This is a genomic window from Usitatibacter rugosus, assembly GCF_013003965.1.
Lineage (GTDB): Bacteria > Pseudomonadota > Gammaproteobacteria > Burkholderiales > Usitatibacteraceae > Usitatibacter > Usitatibacter rugosus.
The window spans coordinates 420,058-436,288 of the sequence record NZ_CP053069.1 but is presented as its reverse complement, the minus strand read 5'-3'; the positions used below and the strand labels follow the sequence as shown (position 1 = coordinate 436,288).

Genomic DNA, 16,231 nt, shown 5'->3' with positions numbered 1-16,231 from the left:
TCAACGATTCATGTTCGGTATTTGAAGGTGCTGGGGGTGATGCATTGCGTGATCGGTGCCATCGGATGGTGCTCGATGGTGATCTGCACAAGGTTTGCAAGGTTATAGAGTCAAGCCGCACGGGCAATTAGTACCGGTCAGCTCAGAGCATTACTGCTCGTGCACACCCGGCCTATCAACGTCGTGGTCTACGACGACCCTTTAGGGAGCTCGAAGCTCCGGGAGATCTCATCTTCAGGCGAGTTTCCCGCTTAGATGCTTTCAGCGGTTATCTCTTCCGTATATAGCTACCCGGCAATGCCACTGGCGTGACAACCGGTACACCAGGGATACGTCCACTCCGGTCCTCTCGTACTAGGAGCAGCCCCCGTCAAATCTCCAGCGCCCACGGCAGATAGGGACCAAACTGTCTCACGACGTTTTGAACCCAGCTCACGTACCACTTTAAATGGCGAACAGCCATACCCTTGGGACCGGCTACAGCCCCAGGATGTGATGAGCCGACATCGAGGTGCCAAACTCCCCCGTCGATATGAACTCTTGGGAGGAATCAGCCTGTTATCCCCAGAGTACCTTTTATCCGTTGAGCGATGACCCTTCCATTCAGAATCACCGGATCACTATGACCTGCTTTCGCACCTGCTCGACTTGTCAGTCTCGCAGTCAAGCCACCTTATGCCATTGCACTATGAGTACGATTTCCGACCGTACCTAGGTGACCTTCGCACTCCTCCGTTACCCTTTGGGAGGAGACCGCCCCAGTCAAACTGCCTACCATGCACGGTCCCCGACCCCGTCAAGGGGCCCAGGTTAGAACCGCAACGTCGTCAGGCTGGTATTTCAACGTTGGCTCCACGGCACCTAGCGGCACCGCTTCAAAGCCTCCCAGCTATCCTACACAGACAGCGTCACAGTCCAATGCAAAGCTACAGTAAAGGTTCATGGGGTCTTTCCGTCTAGCCGCGGGTAGATTGCATCTTCACAAACATTTCAACTTCGCTGAGTCTCAGGAGGAGACAGTGTGGCCATCGTTACGCCATTCGTGCGGGTCGGAACTTACCCGACAAGGAATTTCGCTACCTTAGGACCGTTATAGTTACGGCCGCCGTTTACCGGGGCTTCGATCAAGAGCTTGCACCCCATCACTTAACCTTCCGGCACCGGGCAGGCGTCACACCCTATACGTCGACTTCCAACGTCTTAGCAGAGTGCTGTGTTTTTGATAAACAGTCGCAGCCACCGATTCTCTGCGGCCTTTTTCGGCTTCGGGAGCAAGTCCCTACACCTACCAAAGGCACACCTTCTTCCGAAGTTACGGTGTCAATTTGCCGAGTTCCTTCTCCTGAGTTCTCTCAAGCGCCTGAGAATTTTCATCCTGCCCACCTGTGTCGGTTTGCGGTACGGTCCCAACGGGCTGAAGCTTAGTGGCTTTTCCTGGAAGCAGGGTATCCGCGACTTCGAAAGAGCAAGCTCTTCCTGGTCCCGCGCCTCGGCATTGACCCCCCGGATTTCCCTAAGAGATCTGCCTACACGCTTCACCGGCACATCCAACAGCCGGTTCGCATAACCTTCTCCGTCCCCACATCGCACCCGTCGGCGGTTCTGGAATATTGACCAGATTCCCATCAGCTACGGCTCTCGCCCTCACCTTAGGGGCCGACTCACCCTGCGCCGATGAACGTTGCGCAGGAAACCTTGGGCTTTCGGCGAGCGGGCCTTTCACCCGCTTTATCGCTACTCATGTCAGCATTCGCACTTCCGATACCTCCAGCAGGGGTTACCCCCCACCTTCGCAGGCGTACGGAACGCTCCTCTACCACCCCAGGATTGCTCCTGAGATCCGCAGCTTCGGTTATCGGCTTGAGCCCCGTTACATCTTCCGCGCAGGACGACTCGATCAGTGAGCTATTACGCTTTCTTTAAAGGATGGCTGCTTCTAAGCCAACCTCCTGACTGTCTGTGCCTTCCCACTTCGTTTTCCACTTAGCCGATATTGGGGACCTTAGCTGGCGGTCTGGGTTGTTTCCCTCTTGTCCCCGGACGTTAGCACCCGGGGACTGTCTCCCGTGCTGTACTCGACGGTATTCGGAGTTTGCAATGGTTTGGTAAGCCTATAGCGGCCCCCTAGCCATAACAGTGCTCTACCCCCGTCGGTAATACACGAGGCACTACCTCAATAGTTTTCGAGGAGAACCAGCTATCTCCGGTTTTGTTTAGCCTTTCACCCCTATCCACAGCTCATCCCCGACCTTTTCAACGGGCGTGGGTTCGGCCCTCCGGTGAGTGTTACCCCACTTTCAGCCTGGCCATGGATAGATCAACCGGTTTCGGGTCTACGCCGCGCAACTGAACGCCCTGTTCAGACTCGCTTTCGCTACGCCTCCGGCATCAAGCCTTAAGCTCGCTACGCAACGTAAGTCGCTGACCCATTATACAAAAGGTACGCCGTCACCCGGATTGCTCCAGGCTCCGACTGTTTGTATGCATGCGGTTTCAGGATCTATTTCACTCCCCTCCCGGGGTTCTTTTCGCCTTTCCCTCACGGTACTGGTTCACTATCGGTCGATTACGAGTATTTAGCCTTGGAGGATGGTCCCCCCATCTTCAGACAGGATTTCACGTGTCCCGCCCTACTTGTCTCGAGCTTAGTTCCACACACGGGTTTTCGCGTACGGGGCTATCACCCACTACGGCTGGCCTTTCCAGACCATTTCGCTAACGCGCGTGCTAAAACTCGACGGCTCTTCCCATTTCGCTCGCCACTACTTTGGGAATCTCGGTTGATTTCTGTTCCTGCGGTTACTGAGATGTTTCAGTTCTCCGCGTTCGCTCCTTCACTCCTATGTATTCAGAGTGAGGTGACCTCAAAGAGGCCGGGTTTCCCCATTCGGAAATCTGCGGATCAGCGCCCATTTGCCGGCTCCCCGCAGCTTATCGCAGGCTGTCGCGTCCTTCATCGCCTGTAATCGCCAAGGCATCCACCACATGCACTTATTCGCTTGACCCTATAACCTTGCTGCCTCGTTTTAAGAAGCACCGCGAAGTAAAGTTCTTCACGGCATCACACGATCATAGGAATTCTCGCGCGCTTGTGCGTCCATCAAAACAAACACGTTTGATGAACATGCAATACATCACCCAGTTAATGTGCTCGCGCCCCGGCTCTACCAACTTTCGCACGCTGTAGCGGACATCCCGGGCGATCGCTCGCACCAGGCGTCCACGCGCAAAAAGAGCCACGCGAACACACCACCTTCAAATCCGAATTGTTAAAGAGCAGCCGAATAGACACTTCATAAAGAAGCATCAAGGAGCATTCATCCAAAGCCCACGCAATCCGCGTAGTGCCCCTTCAAAAACACTCGTTGATGTTTCCTCGAAAACAACCTTCTACGTGAACACAACCTCAAGCCCCAGGAGCATCGAGGCATTGGTGGAGCTGGACGGGATCGAACCGACGACCCCCTGCTTGCAAAGCAGGTGCTCTCCCAACTGAGCTACAGCCCCCGTAACGATTCCGACTCCAGCGGCTTCGTTGGTGGGTCTGGATGGATTCGAACCATCGACCCCCGCCTTATCAAGACGGTGCTCTAACCAACTGAGCTACAGACCCGTACCGAGGCCAAACCCCAAAGGAACAACCGATAGATGGTGGGCGCTACGAACAAACGCGCGCTCTAGAAAGGAGGTGATCCAGCCGCACCTTCCGATACGGCTACCTTGTTACGACTTCACCCCAGTCATGAATCTCACCGTGGTCGGCGCCATCCTTGCGGTTAAGCGACCGGCTTCTGGTGAAACCCACTCCCATGGTGTGACGGGCGGTGTGTACAAGACCCGGGAACGTATTCACCGCGACATGCTGATCCGCGATTACTAGCGATTCCGACTTCATGCAGTCGAGTTGCAGACTGCAATCCGGACTACGACGCGCTTTCTAGGGATTGGCTCCACCTCGCGGCTTCGCAACCCTCTGTACGCGCCATTGTATTACGTGTGAAGCCCTACCCATAAGGGCCATGAGGACTTGACGTCATCCCCACCTTCCTCCGGTTTGTCACCGGCAGTCTCATTAGAGTGCTCAACTTAATGGAGCAACTAATGACAAGGGTTGCGCTCGTTGCGGGACTTAACCCAACATCTCACGACACGAGCTGACGACAGCCATGCAGCACCTGTGTTCCAGTTCCCTTTCGGGCACACCTAAATCTCTTCAGGCTTCCGGACATGTCAAGGGTAGGTAAGGTTTTTCGCGTTGCATCGAATTAATCCACATAATCCACCGCTTGTGCGGGTCCCCGTCAATTCCTTTGAGTTTTAACCTTGCGGCCGTACTCCCCAGGCGGTCGACTTCACGCGTTAGCTTCGTTACTGAGAGTGTCAAACCCCCAACAACCAGTCGACATCGTTTAGGGCGTGGACTACCAGGGTATCTAATCCTGTTTGCTCCCCACGCTTTCGTGCATGAGCGTCAGTGTCAGCCCAGAGACCTGCCTTCGCCATCGGTGTTCCTCCTGATATCTACGCATTTCACTGCTACACCAGGAATTCCAGTCTCCTCTGCCGCACTCCAGACTTCCAGTCCCAAACGCCATTCCCAGGTTAAGCCCGGGGATTTCACGTCTGGCTTAAAAGCCCGCCTGCGCACGCTTTACGCCCAGTAATTCCGATTAACGCTCGCACCCTACGTATTACCGCGGCTGCTGGCACGTAGTTAGCCGGTGCTTATTCTTCCGGTACCGTCAGTAGTCAGCGATATTCACGCTAACCGTTTCGCTCCGGACAAAAGAGCTTTACAACCCGAAGGCCTTCTTCACTCACGCGGAATGGCTGGATCAGGGTTTCCCCCATTGTCCAAAATTCCCCACTGCTGCCTCCCGTAGGAGTCTGGGCCGTGTCTCAGTCCCAGTGTGGCTGATCATCCTCTCAGACCAGCTACCGATCATCGCCTTGGTAGGCCTTTACCCCACCAACTAGCTAATCGGACATCGGCCAACCCAGTCGCGCGAGGCCTTACGGTCCCCCGCTTTCCTCTCTCGAGCTCATGCGGTATTAATCCGGCTTTCGCCGGGCTATCCCCCACAACTGGACATGTTCCGATGTATTACTCACCCGTTCGCCGCTCGCCGCCAGGGTTGCCCCCGCGCTGCCGCTCGACTTGCATGTGTAAAGCATTCCGCCAGCGTTCAATCTGAGCCAGGATCAAACTCTTCAGTTCAATCCAATCAAAACTCACTCGAATCACTTGGATCCAAGATGAGTGCACTACAAGTATCGCTATGAGTTCCTATCGCCCCTAACCTTTGACGGCCAGAAACAACAGGTACGCGATCACTCGCAGCACCCACCTCTATCGGCTGTAACTTTTTAAAGAGCGAATTGGCCTGCGACGGGTTTCCCCTGCTCGACCAACGAAGCCCACCACTATAGCGGAATTCGACCCCTCGGTCAACAAATGGCAAACGAGGGGTTGGAGGGCCCTAGGCCGCCTTCTTCAGGACAACCCGGGCGAATTTGCGCTTTCCGACCTGCAGGACGTAGGACTCGCCCGCTTTCAGCTTGAGCGCCTTGTCGGCGACCTTCTCGCCGTTCACGCGAACCCCGCCCTGCTCGATCATGCGGGCCCCCTCGGAAGTGCTTGGGCAAAGACTCGTGGCCTTGAGCACCTGGATGAGGGGGATGTCCGCCCCCTCGACGGCAACCTGCTGCTCGGGAAGGTCGGCGGGAATTTCCCCATGCTTGAAGCGCGACTCGAAATCCTCGAGTGCCGCCTCGGCCGCCCGCCGGTCGTGGAAGCGGGCGACGATCTCCTGCGCGAAGCGCACCTTGATGTCGCGCGGGTTGCCACCCGCTTCGATCTCGCGCTTCCATCCCGCGATGGTCGCGAGCGACTCGAAGGACAGCAGCTCGATGTAGCGCCACATGAGGTCGTCCGAGATCGACATGAGCTTGCCGAACATCTCGTTGGGTGCCTCGTCGATGCCCACGTAGTTTCCGAGCGACTTCGACATCTTGTCGACGCCGTCCAGACCCTCCAGCAACGGCAGGGTGAGGATCACCTGCGGCTCCTGGCCATAGTGCTTCTGCAGCTCGCGCCCGACCAGCAGGTTGAATTTCTGGTCGTTGCCGCCCAGCTCGACGTCGGCCTTCATGGCGACCGAGTCGTAGCCCTGCATCAAGGGATAGAGGAATTCGTGGATCGAGATCGGACGCTGCTCGGCGAAACGCTTCGCGAAGTCGTCGCGCTCGAGGATTCGCGCCACGGTGTAGGTCGCGGCGAGCTTGATCATGCCGGCCGCGCCGAGCGCATCGCTCCACGTGGAGTTGAACATCACCTCGGTCTTCTCGGGGTGAAGGACCTTGAAGACCTGCGTCTTGTAGGTCTCCGCGTTCGCGAGGATCTGCTCACGGCTGAGCGGCGGGCGGGTCGCGTTCTTGCCGCTCGGATCCCCGATGAGGCCGGTGAAGTCCCCGATCAGGAACATGACGTGGTGCCCCAGGTCCTGGAACTGGCGCATCTTGTTCAACAGGACCGAGTGCCCGAGGTGCAGGTCGGGCGCGGTCGGATCGAAGCCCGCCTTCACTCGCAGCGGCTTGCCGCGCGCGAGCTTGCGAACGAGGTCCTCCTCGACGAGGAGCTCGACGGCGCCCCTGCGAATTTCCTCGAGGTCCGTGGGATGAGTCATTGATTTAATTCCGTTTTCTGCCGATTTGCGGCGCTTTTCTGCTATGCTTCGACCATCCGGACGAACGTAATCCGATCAGGTGGAAAAAGCCGACATTCTAGCGCAGCGCTCCGCGCGCCTTCGCCCCCTGAGGCAGGCCGCTTTCGGGTTCCTGCTGCTGGGCCTCCCGGCCCTGGGGATCGTGACCGCCTTTGGCGTCGCCCCGGGGACCTCCGTCATCGACGTCCCCCAGGCGACGGTCGAGCAGGCCATCGATTTGCCGGAATTCGCTCCGCAGGCCGCGCCTCCCGCACGGTACGTGACGCAGGAGCGCGTGCTCCGGGGCGACACGGTCGCCGCACTGCTCGATCGCCTGGGCGTCCGCGACCCGCGCGCCATGGAATTCCTCCGGGCCGACCGCAAGGGCAGCACGATCTTCCGCAAGCTCGTTCCGGGCAAGACGCTGCAAGCCGAGACGGGCGCCGAGGGTGAGCTGCTGACCCTGCGCTACTACCTCGGGGACAGCGTCCTTGAAGTCACGCGCACCGCCGAAGGTTTGGTTGCGCGCGATCGTGCCGTGGATGCGTTGCCGCGCACGTTCCAGAAATCCGCAACGATCCGCTCTTCCCTCTTCGCGGCGACCGACGCCGCCGGCATTCCCGACGCGGTCGCGATGCAGATCGCGCGCGTCTTCGCGACCGACATCGACTTCCATTCGGACCTCCGCAAGGGCGACCGCTTCACCGTGGTCTACGAAATGCTCTACGACGCCGGCGAGCTCCTCGGGCCCGGCCGGATCCTCGCTGCCGAGTTCGTGAACGATGGCCGCGTGCATACCGCCGTGCTGTTCAGTGACGGCGAAGGTGGCGAGACGCACTACGCTCTCGATGGATCGAACCGCGCGAAGGCCTTCCTGCGCTCTCCGGTGGAGTTCTCGCGCGTGAGCTCGGGCTTCGGAAGCCGCTTCCATCCGGTGCTGCGCAACTGGCGCGCGCATACGGGCGTGGACTTCGCGGCGCCCAAGGGAACGCGCGTGCTGGCCGCGGCCGACGGACACGTTCTCTCGGCGGGGTGGCGCAACGGCTACGGCAACGCGGTCGAGATCAAGCACGGCGGCAGCATTTCCACGCTCTACGGTCACCTCTCGGGATTCGCATCCGGCATTCGCGCGGGAACGCGCGTGCGCCAGGGCGACCCGATCGGCTTCGTCGGCGCGACGGGTCTCGCGACCGGTCCGCACCTGCACTACGAGTTCAAGGTATCCGGCATGCACCAGGACCCGATGAAGGTGGCGCTCCCGAAGGCCGCTCCCGTGCCACCCCATCTGCGCGCCCAGTTCCAGGATGCGGCCGCGGACGCGAGCGCGAAGCTCGCCGTCGTGCGCGCCGTGCAAGCCGCCCGATTCGAATAGCGTGGCGGCGATCTTCGCCGGCGTGATGTCGGGGACCAGCCTCGATGGGGCCGATGCCGCGATCGTCGCGTTCGACGCGCAACAGCCCCGCACGTTGGGATTCGCGTCCCTGCCTTTCCCGTCCTCGCTTCGCGAAACGCTCCTCGCCCTTTCGCATCCCGGGCAGGGTGAGCTCGACAACGCGGCCCACGCGAGCCTTGCGTTGGCCGAGCTGTATGCGGAGGTCGTGAATCTCGCGCGAGCGAGCGCGGGCCTCCCTCGTGACCAGATCACCGCCATCGGATGCCACGGCCAGACCGTCCGCCACCGTCCCGAGCACGGTTTCACGATCCAGCTGAACGATCCCGCGCGCGTCGCCGAACAAACGGGGATCGACGTCGTCGCGGACTTCCGCAGGCGTGACATGGCCGCCGGTGGCCAGGGTGCGCCGCTGGCGCCGGCTTTCCACGATGCCGTGTTTCGCAGCGCTTCCCGTGCGCGCGCGGTGGTGAACGTCGGTGGAATCAGCAACGTGTCCCTCTTGCTGCACGGCACGCCCTGCCTGGGGTTCGATTGCGGTCCCGGCAACGTGCTGCTCGACGCGTGGGCGCAGCGTCACCTGGGTTCTCCGTTCGACACGGATGGAGCCTGGGGCGCGCGCGGACGCGTCGAGCCTCGCCTCCTGGCCCGCCTCCTCGAGGACGACTATTTCCGGCGCCCGCCTCCCAAGAGCACCGGCCGCGAGCGCTTCAACCTTCCGTGGCTCGAAGCACGCCTCGACGCGGGGTTGGCTCCCGAGGACGTGCAGGCCACCTTGATGGAGCTCACGGCCCAGGCGATCGCGGACGCCATCGAACGCTTCGGTCCCGCGACGGAGGAGATCTACCTCTGCGGCGGCGGCGCGCGCAATCGCGTGCTCGCCTCGAGGATCGCGGCCCTGGCCGGGACGCGGCGGCTCGCGGATACCGATGTGCTCGGCATCGCCGCGGGCGCCGTGGAAGCGGCCGCCTTCGCATGGCTCGCGATGAAGTGCGTGCGCCGCGAGGCGATCGACTACTCCCGCATCACCGGTGCGGGCGGGGCACGCATCCTGGGCGCCATCTACCCGCGCTGAAATGACGAAGGGGAGCCGAGGCTCCCCTTCGAGTCGTGCTACCGGCGCGGTCTAGACCGAGAACGACGACCCGCAGCCACAGGTGGAGGACGCGTTCGGATTCTTGATCACGAACTGCGCGCCTTCGAGACCCTCGGTGTAGTCGATCTCCGCACCCATCAGGTACTGGTAGCTCATCGGGTCGATGAGGAGGCTCACGCCGTTCTTCTGCATCACCGTGTCGTCCTCGTTGGTGATCTCGTCGAACGTGAAGCCGTACTGCAGGCCCGAGCAGCCCCCGCCCGTCACGAAGACGCGGAGCTTGAGGTCGTTGTTGCCCTCTTCCTCGATCAGCGCTTTCACCTTGCTGGCGGCGCTGTCCGTGAAGACGAGGGCTTCGGGAATGGCGGTCATGTCGTTCATATGAGGTTCTCCTGGCGCGCTTTCAACCGGTGATGCCGGTGTTGGTGGGCTTGAATTCGACCACCTTGTCGCTTTTCTGCGGGTTTTCGTAAACCAGCTGGCCCATCACGATCGCTCCGACGTGGATCTCGATGGACTTGTACGACACATTGCCTGTGACACGAGCCTTGGGAAGGAGTTCGACGTACTCCGTGGCGCGGACCGGGCCGGCGACCGTGCCGTTGATCACGACATGCGCGACGTCGATCTCGCCTTCCACCTTGGCCATCTCCGACAGGACCAGCGTGCCGGGCTTGCTGCCGGTCGCCTTCACGTTGCCCTTCACGTGCCCGTCGATGCGCAGGCCGCCCGTGAAGGTGATGTTGCCTTCGATGGTCGAGCCGGAGCCGATGAGGCTGTCGATGGGGCTGGGCTTATTCGGCTTTCCGAACATGGGAAAGACCTCCTACGAAAGGTTGACGGTCTTGGACAGTTTAACCTGTCCCCCTGGGGACTGCAGCACACGGACATCCACGCTGCGCAGCACCGAGCCCTCGGGAATCCGGAAGCGGCCCTCGAACTTCTGGTAGAAGCGGAACTCGACGCCGCCGACCGTTTCGGCCGCGGTGGCATCCGGGAACGTCACGGTGCTGAGGACGTTGTTCTGCTCGACCTTGGCCAGCACCTGGACCTTGCCCTTGAAGTCCTGCTTGCGCTGGCCGCCCTGCGTGAGCAGCATCCGGTAGCGGAATTCCAGGGGCTTGCCGTCCGACTCGACCTTGAGGTTGGACATCGCGATGCCCTCCGGCGTGGTCCCCGAGGACATGATGTTGCGCAGGAAGCTCAGGTCTTCCTTCAGCGCGGAGTTCTCGTCCTGGAGCTGCGCCACCGTTCGCGCGAGCTCCGATTGCGACGCCTTCTCGATCTGCAGCTGTCGATCGCGCTCGGTGAGCGAGCTCTTCGCGCCCTCGAGGTCGCGCTTCAGCTTGCCGTTCTCCTCGCCGAGCGTCGAGATCTGCTGGCGCGCCTCGTCGAAGTTGAAGCCGGTGATGCGGTAGCTGTTCTCGACGAGCCACCACACCACGCCGCCCACGACGACCATCATCAGCAGGTTCAGCATCCAGCGCCAGTACCACGCCATCTGGGAACGAATGGTCATCCGCGCCGAGCGCATGCCGAAGCTGCTTCGCAGGCGCCGCGCGATGCCCCTCATGGAAGCAGGGCCACCTGGTCGATGCCCTGTGTCTCGGGAAAGCCGAACATCAGGTTCATGTTCTGGATCGCCTGGCCCGCGGCGCCTTTGACGAGGTTGTCTTCGACGGCGAGGACCACGAGCGTGTCGCCGTCCATGGGACGATGCACTGCGATGCGGCAGTGGTTGGTGCCGCGGACCCAGCGGGTCTCCGGCTCGCTGCCCGGCGGAAGCACGTCGACGAAGGGCTCGCCCTTGAAGCGCTTTTCGAACAGCGCCTGGAAGTCGGTCTCGCGCGTGATGCGCGCATAGACCGTCGCAAGGATGCCCCGCACCATCGGCGTGAGGTGCGGCACGAACGTGAGGCCGAGCTTGCGCCCCGAAGCGCCTTCGAGCGACTGCAGGCTCTCGAGGATCTCGGGATGGTGCCGGTGGCCGTGCACGGCATAGGCCTTGAAGTTGTCCGTGGCCTCGGCGTACATGATGCCCAATTCCATCTTGCGGCCGGCTCCGCTCACGCCGGACTTTCCGTCTGCGATGAGGTGCGCGTGATCCACGAACTCGGATTCCACGAGCGGCAGGAGCGCCAGCTGGATGGCGGTCGCGTAGCAGCCGGGGTTGGCCACGAGGCGCGCCTTGCGGATGCGCTCGCGATTGATCTCGGGCAAACCATAGACCGCCTGCTCGAAGAGCTCCGGAGACGCATGAGTCACCTTGTACCACTTCTCCCAGGTCGCGCGGTCCTTCATGCGGAAATCGGCGGAGAAGTCGACGATGCGCGCGCCCCCTTCGAGCAGCGCGCGTGCCTGCGACATCGCCACGCCGTTGGGTGTGGCGAAGAAAACGACGTCGCAGCCCGACAAAGGCGACTTGGCCGGATCGGTGAACGCGATGTCGTACCGGCCGCGCAGGGACGGGAACATCTTGGCCACCGGCGTGCCCGCCTCGCTGCGCGAGGTGATCGCCGTCACTTCGACTTGCGGGTGGGCGGCGAGCAAGCGCAGCAGTTCCACGCCCGTGTACCCCGTACCTCCGACAATACCGACCTTGATCATGGTGTCCTTCCCGTCATGGATGGTGCGCCCTGCCGGGAGCGCGCTTCAGAAAACAAAAAGCCGCCCGGCAAAGGCGGCTTCTTGTCCCAAGCGCGATCGAACAGCGCTCCGCCTATCGCTTCGAGAACTGCTTGCGACGTCGCGCCTTGTGCAGGCCGACCTTCTTGCGCTCGACCTCGCGCGCGTCGCGCGTGACGAGCCCGGCCTTCGACAGGGTGGGCTTCAGCGTGGGATCGTATTCGATCAGCGCACGGGTGATGCCGTGGCGCACGGCGCCGGCCTGGCCGGATTCACCGCCGCCGAAGACGTTCACTTTGATGTCGAACGTGGCCAGGTGGTTCGTGAGTTCGAGAGGCTGGCGCACGATCATGCGGCCCGTTTCGCGGGAGAAGAACACGTCGACGGACTTGCCGTTGACGATGATGTCGCCCTTGCCCGACTTGATGAAGACCCGTGCCACCGCGTTCTTGCGGCGGCCGGTACCGTAATTGTATTTGCCGATCATGGTCGCTCCTTAGATCTCGAGGGACTTGGGCTGCTGCGAGGTGTGCGGGTGCGCGGGGCCGGCGTAGATCTTGAGCTTCTTGATCATCGCGTAGCCCAGCGGGCCCTTCGGGAGCATGCCCTTCACCGCGAGCTTCAGGACGCGGTCCGGATGGCGCGCCTGCAGCTTCTTGAAGTTGGTCTCGTAGATTCCGCCCGGGTACGTCGAGTGGCGGAAGTACTTCTTGTCCTGCTCCTTGGCGCCCGTGACTTTCAGCTTCTCCACGTTGACGACGATGATGTAATCGCCCGTGTCGACGTGGGGAGTGAATTCGGGTTTGTGCTTGCCGCGCAGGCGGGTGGCGACTTCCACCGCAAGGCGACCGAGCACTTTGTCCGTTGCGTCGACGAGGAGCCAGTCGCGCCGGACTTCGTGGCCTTTGGCCGAGAAGGTCTTCATGGCAAATCTCCGTTTTGCGTCCCTGGGTGCCGCTGGCCTCAAGAGGTCCGGCGATACGTTTGAACGCTTAGCTGTTTGGGTACTGAACCCGAAATTATAGGGAAATCAGCCCTTTGTGTCAAAGGCGGGGTCCGCTAGAATCCGGGGACATGCCTCCCACGCCCGCTTCGCCCGCACCCACCGAGCACTACGTCCGGATCGCCGTCGCCGCCCTCTTGGTGATCGGGACGGTCCTGGTGCTGGTTCCCTTCCTCGCCGCCATGCTGTTCGCCGTGGTCATCTGCATGTCCACGTGGCCGGCCTACGCCTGGCTGCGCGACCGCTGGGGCGGCCGCAGCTCCCTCGCGGCCCTGGTCATGGTCCTGGCGCTCCTGGTGCTCATCGCGCTCCCGGTGGCGCTCGTGGCCCAGAGCCTCATCGTCCACTCCGGCGACATCGTCGACCTCTTCCGTGGCCTCCTGGATCGGCGGGAATCGATCCAGCTTCCGGATTTCGTCAAGAACCTGCCTCTCGTGGGCTCCTCTCTCGACCAGTACTGGCAAGCGCTGACCGGCAGCCGCGACGAGTTGGCCGCGCTCGCGCGCCGCCTGGTCGATCCGGGCAAGAAGATCCTCATCGCCACCGGCGGCGCCGTGGGCACCGGGCTCTTCCAGGTGCTGGTGGCCACCTTCATCGCCTTCTTCTTCTATCGCGACGGCGAGTTCGCCTCCAACCTCTTCCGCCGTGCCGTCGCGCGGCTCGCCGGCCGGGAGCAAGGCGGCGTGCTTCTCATGACGGCCCAGAACACCGTTCGCGGCGTCGTCTACGGGCTGATCGGAACGGCGGTCGCGCAGGCCGCCGTGGCGCTCGTGGGATTCCTCATCGCGGGCGTGCCGGGTGCCTTCCTCCTCGCCGCCCTCACGTTCGTGCTCTCGCTCGTCCCCATGGGCCCCGTGCTCGTCTGGGGCGGCGCGGCCGTGTGGCTCTATGCGACGGACCAGCCGGGCTGGGCGATCTTCATGGGCATCTACGGCGCGGCCGTGATCAGCTCCGTCGACAACTTCGTGAAGCCGATCCTCATGAGCCGAGCCGGCGGCCTGTCGATGTTGCTCGTCGTCCTGGGCGTGTTCGGGGGCGCGGTCGCCTTCGGATTCATCGGCCTCTTCGTGGGCCCGGTCCTGCTGGCCGTTTCGTGGAAGCTGCTCAAGGCGTGGTTGATCGACCGCGATGCGGCGAACCCGGTCCCGCCCGCAAGCGGCACGCCGGCATGAAGGCCAGGATCAAGTTGTCGGAGGGCATGACGTTCGTCGCGGAAAGCGGCAGCGGCCACGCCGTGGTTTCCGACGCCGCGCCCGACGTCGGCGGCCGCAATCTCGGCGCGCGCCCGATGGAGCTGGTGCTGATGGGCACGGGAGCCTGCACGGCGATCGACGTCATGCACATCCTGCGCAAGGCGCGCCAGCCCGTGACCGATTGCGTGGTCGAGCTCGACGCCGACCGGGCCGAGACGGATCCGAAAGTGTTCACCGCGATCCGCATGCGTTACATCGTCACCGGCCGCGGCCTCGATCCCGCCCAGGTCGAAAGGGCGGTGAAGCTCTCGAAGGAGAAGTACTGCTCGGCGACGATCATGCTGGCCGCGACCGCGGCCATCACCTACGACGTCGAAGTGCGCGAGGCCTGACTCAGACGAGGTAGGCCGTCCGCGTCATCACCTTCGACGCGATCCCCATCACCGCCTTCACGGCAGAAGGCAGCTCGCGGGCTCCCAGCGCCTCGCCGCTGCGGCCGTGCTCGATCTCGTCCTCGCGCATCCGGGTCACGATCGCGCGGCTGCGCGCATCGCCCTCGGGCAACTGCTCGAGGTGCCCTTGCAGGTGGCGCTCGACCTGCCGCTCGGTTTCGACGAGAAACCCCAGGCTCCATCGGTCGCCCGCGAGCCCGGAGGCCACGCCAAGCGCGAAGGAGCCGGCATACCAGAAGGGATCGAGTGCGCTCGGACGCGCGCCGAGCTCATCGAGACGCGTGCGGCACCACTCGAGGTGATCGCGCTCCTCGGCGCTCGCGTGCTGCAACGCTTCGCGCACCCGCGGCTCCCGCGCGACGATCGCCTGGCCCGCGTAGAGAGCCTGCGCGCAGATCTCCCCCGCGTGATTCACCCGCATGAGGCCCGCAGCGTGGGCACGATCCGCATCCGCCAGCGGCGCGGCCGCGGAGGCGGGCACCGGACGTGATGCGGTCGCCGCGCCGGACAGCGTGCGCAGGGCGTTGTCCGCGGCGATGAGAAGGCGGTCGAAGGGCGAAGCGCTCATGGCTCAAGCATAGCAAGGAGACAAAAGAAAACGGGCGCGGCTTGCGCCGCGCCCGTCGATACAACTTGCTTCTGCGACTTTGCTTAGAACAGGTGACGCACGCCGAAGCCGATACCTTCCGGATTCTGGCCAGCAGCGCCGATCGCGTTCGTGCCGAAGTTGCAGTTCATGCCGTTGTCGTTCTCGACCTTGGTGTAGCTGGCGATGAAGAACGTGCGGCGCGTGAAGTCGTAGCGATAACCGATCGAGCCCATGTCGCACTCGCCGGTCGTGCCGTCGACTTCGGCGTGCTGCCACGAAGCCAGCAGGACGTTCTTGCCGAAGGCCCACTCGAGACCGAGCATGTACGACTGGTCTTTCGTCTCGCGGGTGGCACCGGAACCATCACGCTTGTACTCGCCGTACTGGGCCGACAGCTTCACGTCGCCGAACTTGTACGAGGCGGCGATCGCGTTGCCTTCTTCGCTGAGGTTCGTCGTGCCGACCGAAGCCACGTCCTTGTGCTTCTCGTACGCGTAGGCCACATACAGCGGGCCGGCGGAGTACGTGAGCGACGCGCCGTAGTTCTCGGGGTTGGCCGTGGCGGTCTTGCCTTCGTTCGCCACGTACATCAGGCGAACGGCGAAGCCAGCCATGGTCGGCGACCAGTACTGCACCGAGTTGTTCTCGCGGCGGCTGAAGTTGCCTTGGTCGAGGGCGGCGCCCGTGATGTCACCGTTGGTCAGGTCGCCCCAGGGGTCGACCGCCGTCTGCGTGACTTTCATCGGGGTATCCCAACGGCCCAGCAGGATCGAGCCGAAGCCGCCTTGCAGGCCGACGGCGCTGTTACGGTTGGCAAACACGCCCGTGTTGTCCGGCGGGAAGCCCGTCTCGAGCTGGAAGAAGGCTTTCAGGCCACCACCCAGATCTTCCGTGCCACGCACGCCGAGGTAGGACGCCTGGTCGCCAACGCGATTGCGACGGGACACCGGGGTCGCGCCGCCTTTCGCCTCGACCGACTCGAACGTCGCATAGATGCGACCGTACAGAGTGACCGGGTTGGCGGTCTGCGCCATGGCTTCGGGCGCGACGCACGCGCCGACGACAGCCAGAGCGATCAGTTTCTTGTTCATCAGAATCTCCTTTGTTGAGTGAGGCCGTGTGTGCTGTAACGCTGGGGAACCTCTGGGGATTTTGTCGCCCCGATTCTTGCACTTCTCC

The 16,231-nt window shown here is 62.4% G+C and carries 13 protein-coding genes, 2 tRNA genes and 2 rRNA genes; 4 read left to right on the top strand and 13 right to left on the bottom strand.

The window, feature by feature from the left end; genetic code table 11:
- Positions 1-106: 106 nt before the first annotated feature.
- From DSM104443_RS02305 to tyrS, 5 genes are all read right to left on the bottom strand, one after another.
- Positions 107-3,005, bottom strand: a 23S ribosomal RNA gene (locus tag DSM104443_RS02305).
- Positions 3,006-3,431: 426 nt separating this feature from the next.
- Positions 3,432-3,507, bottom strand: a tRNA-Ala gene (locus tag DSM104443_RS02300).
- A 29-nt stretch (positions 3,508-3,536) separates the two neighbouring features.
- Positions 3,537-3,613: transfer RNA gene (locus DSM104443_RS02295), tRNA-Ile, on the bottom strand.
- A 68-nt stretch (positions 3,614-3,681) separates the two neighbouring features.
- Positions 3,682-5,218, bottom strand: a 16S ribosomal RNA gene (locus tag DSM104443_RS02290).
- The 16S and 23S rRNA genes sit together here with 2 tRNA genes alongside, the layout of an rRNA operon.
- A gap of 262 nt (positions 5,219-5,480) precedes the next feature.
- Positions 5,481-6,686, bottom strand: a complete 1,206-nt coding sequence (gene tyrS, locus DSM104443_RS02285; RefSeq protein WP_171089082.1) for a tyrosine--tRNA ligase — start codon at positions 6,684-6,686, stop codon at positions 5,481-5,483.
- A 79-nt stretch (positions 6,687-6,765) separates the two neighbouring features.
- On the opposite strand from tyrS, the gene DSM104443_RS02280 reads away from it, so the two are divergent.
- Together DSM104443_RS02280 and DSM104443_RS02275 are read left to right on the top strand one after the other, a co-directional pair.
- On the top strand, positions 6,766-8,076 hold the full coding sequence (locus tag DSM104443_RS02280; protein WP_171089081.1) for a M23 family metallopeptidase: 1,311 nt from the start codon (positions 6,766-6,768) through the stop codon (positions 8,074-8,076).
- 1 nt (position 8,077) lies between these two features.
- On the top strand, positions 8,078-9,169 hold the full coding sequence (locus DSM104443_RS02275; protein ID WP_246232463.1) for an anhydro-N-acetylmuramic acid kinase: 1,092 nt from the start codon (positions 8,078-8,080) through the stop codon (positions 9,167-9,169).
- 51 nt (positions 9,170-9,220) lie between these two features.
- Here the strand turns inward: DSM104443_RS02275 and erpA are convergent, their stop codons facing one another.
- The 6 genes from erpA to rplM form a co-directional block, all read right to left on the bottom strand.
- Entirely contained in the window at positions 9,221-9,562 is a 342-nt protein-coding gene (erpA, locus tag DSM104443_RS02270) for an iron-sulfur cluster insertion protein ErpA (protein WP_425509628.1), read from the bottom strand.
- A 31-nt stretch (positions 9,563-9,593) separates the two neighbouring features.
- Positions 9,594-10,004, bottom strand: a complete 411-nt coding sequence (locus DSM104443_RS02265) for a bactofilin family protein (RefSeq protein ID WP_171089078.1) — start codon at positions 10,002-10,004, stop codon at positions 9,594-9,596.
- Positions 10,005-10,016: 12 nt separating this feature from the next.
- Positions 10,017-10,763: a DUF6776 family protein gene (locus DSM104443_RS02260; RefSeq protein ID WP_171089077.1), complete on the bottom strand. Its 747-nt coding sequence runs from the start codon at positions 10,761-10,763 to the stop codon at positions 10,017-10,019.
- A complete protein-coding gene (gene argC, locus DSM104443_RS02255; protein ID WP_171089076.1) occupies positions 10,760-11,797 on the bottom strand; it encodes an N-acetyl-gamma-glutamyl-phosphate reductase in 1,038 nt (345 codons plus the stop codon). Before argC ends, DSM104443_RS02260 begins: the two co-directional genes overlap by 4 nt.
- A gap of 112 nt (positions 11,798-11,909) precedes the next feature.
- Positions 11,910-12,302: a 30S ribosomal protein S9 gene (gene rpsI, locus DSM104443_RS02250; protein WP_171089075.1), complete on the bottom strand. Its 393-nt coding sequence runs from the start codon at positions 12,300-12,302 to the stop codon at positions 11,910-11,912.
- A gap of 9 nt (positions 12,303-12,311) precedes the next feature.
- A complete protein-coding gene (gene rplM, locus DSM104443_RS02245; RefSeq protein WP_171089074.1) occupies positions 12,312-12,740 on the bottom strand; it encodes a 50S ribosomal protein L13 in 429 nt (142 codons plus the stop codon).
- Positions 12,741-12,889: 149 nt separating this feature from the next.
- On the opposite strand from rplM, the gene DSM104443_RS02240 reads away from it, so the two are divergent.
- Together DSM104443_RS02240 and DSM104443_RS02235 are read left to right on the top strand one after the other, a co-directional pair.
- Entirely contained in the window at positions 12,890-13,990 is a 1,101-nt protein-coding gene (locus DSM104443_RS02240; protein ID WP_171089073.1) for an AI-2E family transporter, read from the top strand.
- Positions 13,987-14,403: an OsmC family protein gene (locus DSM104443_RS02235; protein WP_171089072.1), complete on the top strand. Its 417-nt coding sequence runs from the start codon at positions 13,987-13,989 to the stop codon at positions 14,401-14,403. The genes DSM104443_RS02240 and DSM104443_RS02235 overlap by 4 nt, the downstream gene beginning before the upstream one ends.
- Before the next feature lies 1 nt (position 14,404).
- Here DSM104443_RS02235 and coq7 read toward each other — a convergent pair whose 3' ends face one another.
- Positions 14,405-15,031 (bottom strand): 2-polyprenyl-3-methyl-6-methoxy-1,4-benzoquinone monooxygenase, encoded by a 627-nt coding sequence (gene coq7, locus DSM104443_RS02230; protein ID WP_171089071.1) that lies wholly within the window; start codon positions 15,029-15,031, stop codon positions 14,405-14,407.
- Positions 15,032-15,114: 83 nt separating this feature from the next.
- A complete protein-coding gene (locus DSM104443_RS02225) occupies positions 15,115-16,143 on the bottom strand; it encodes a porin (protein WP_171089070.1) in 1,029 nt (342 codons plus the stop codon).
- Between the last annotated feature and the right edge of the window lie 88 nt (positions 16,144-16,231).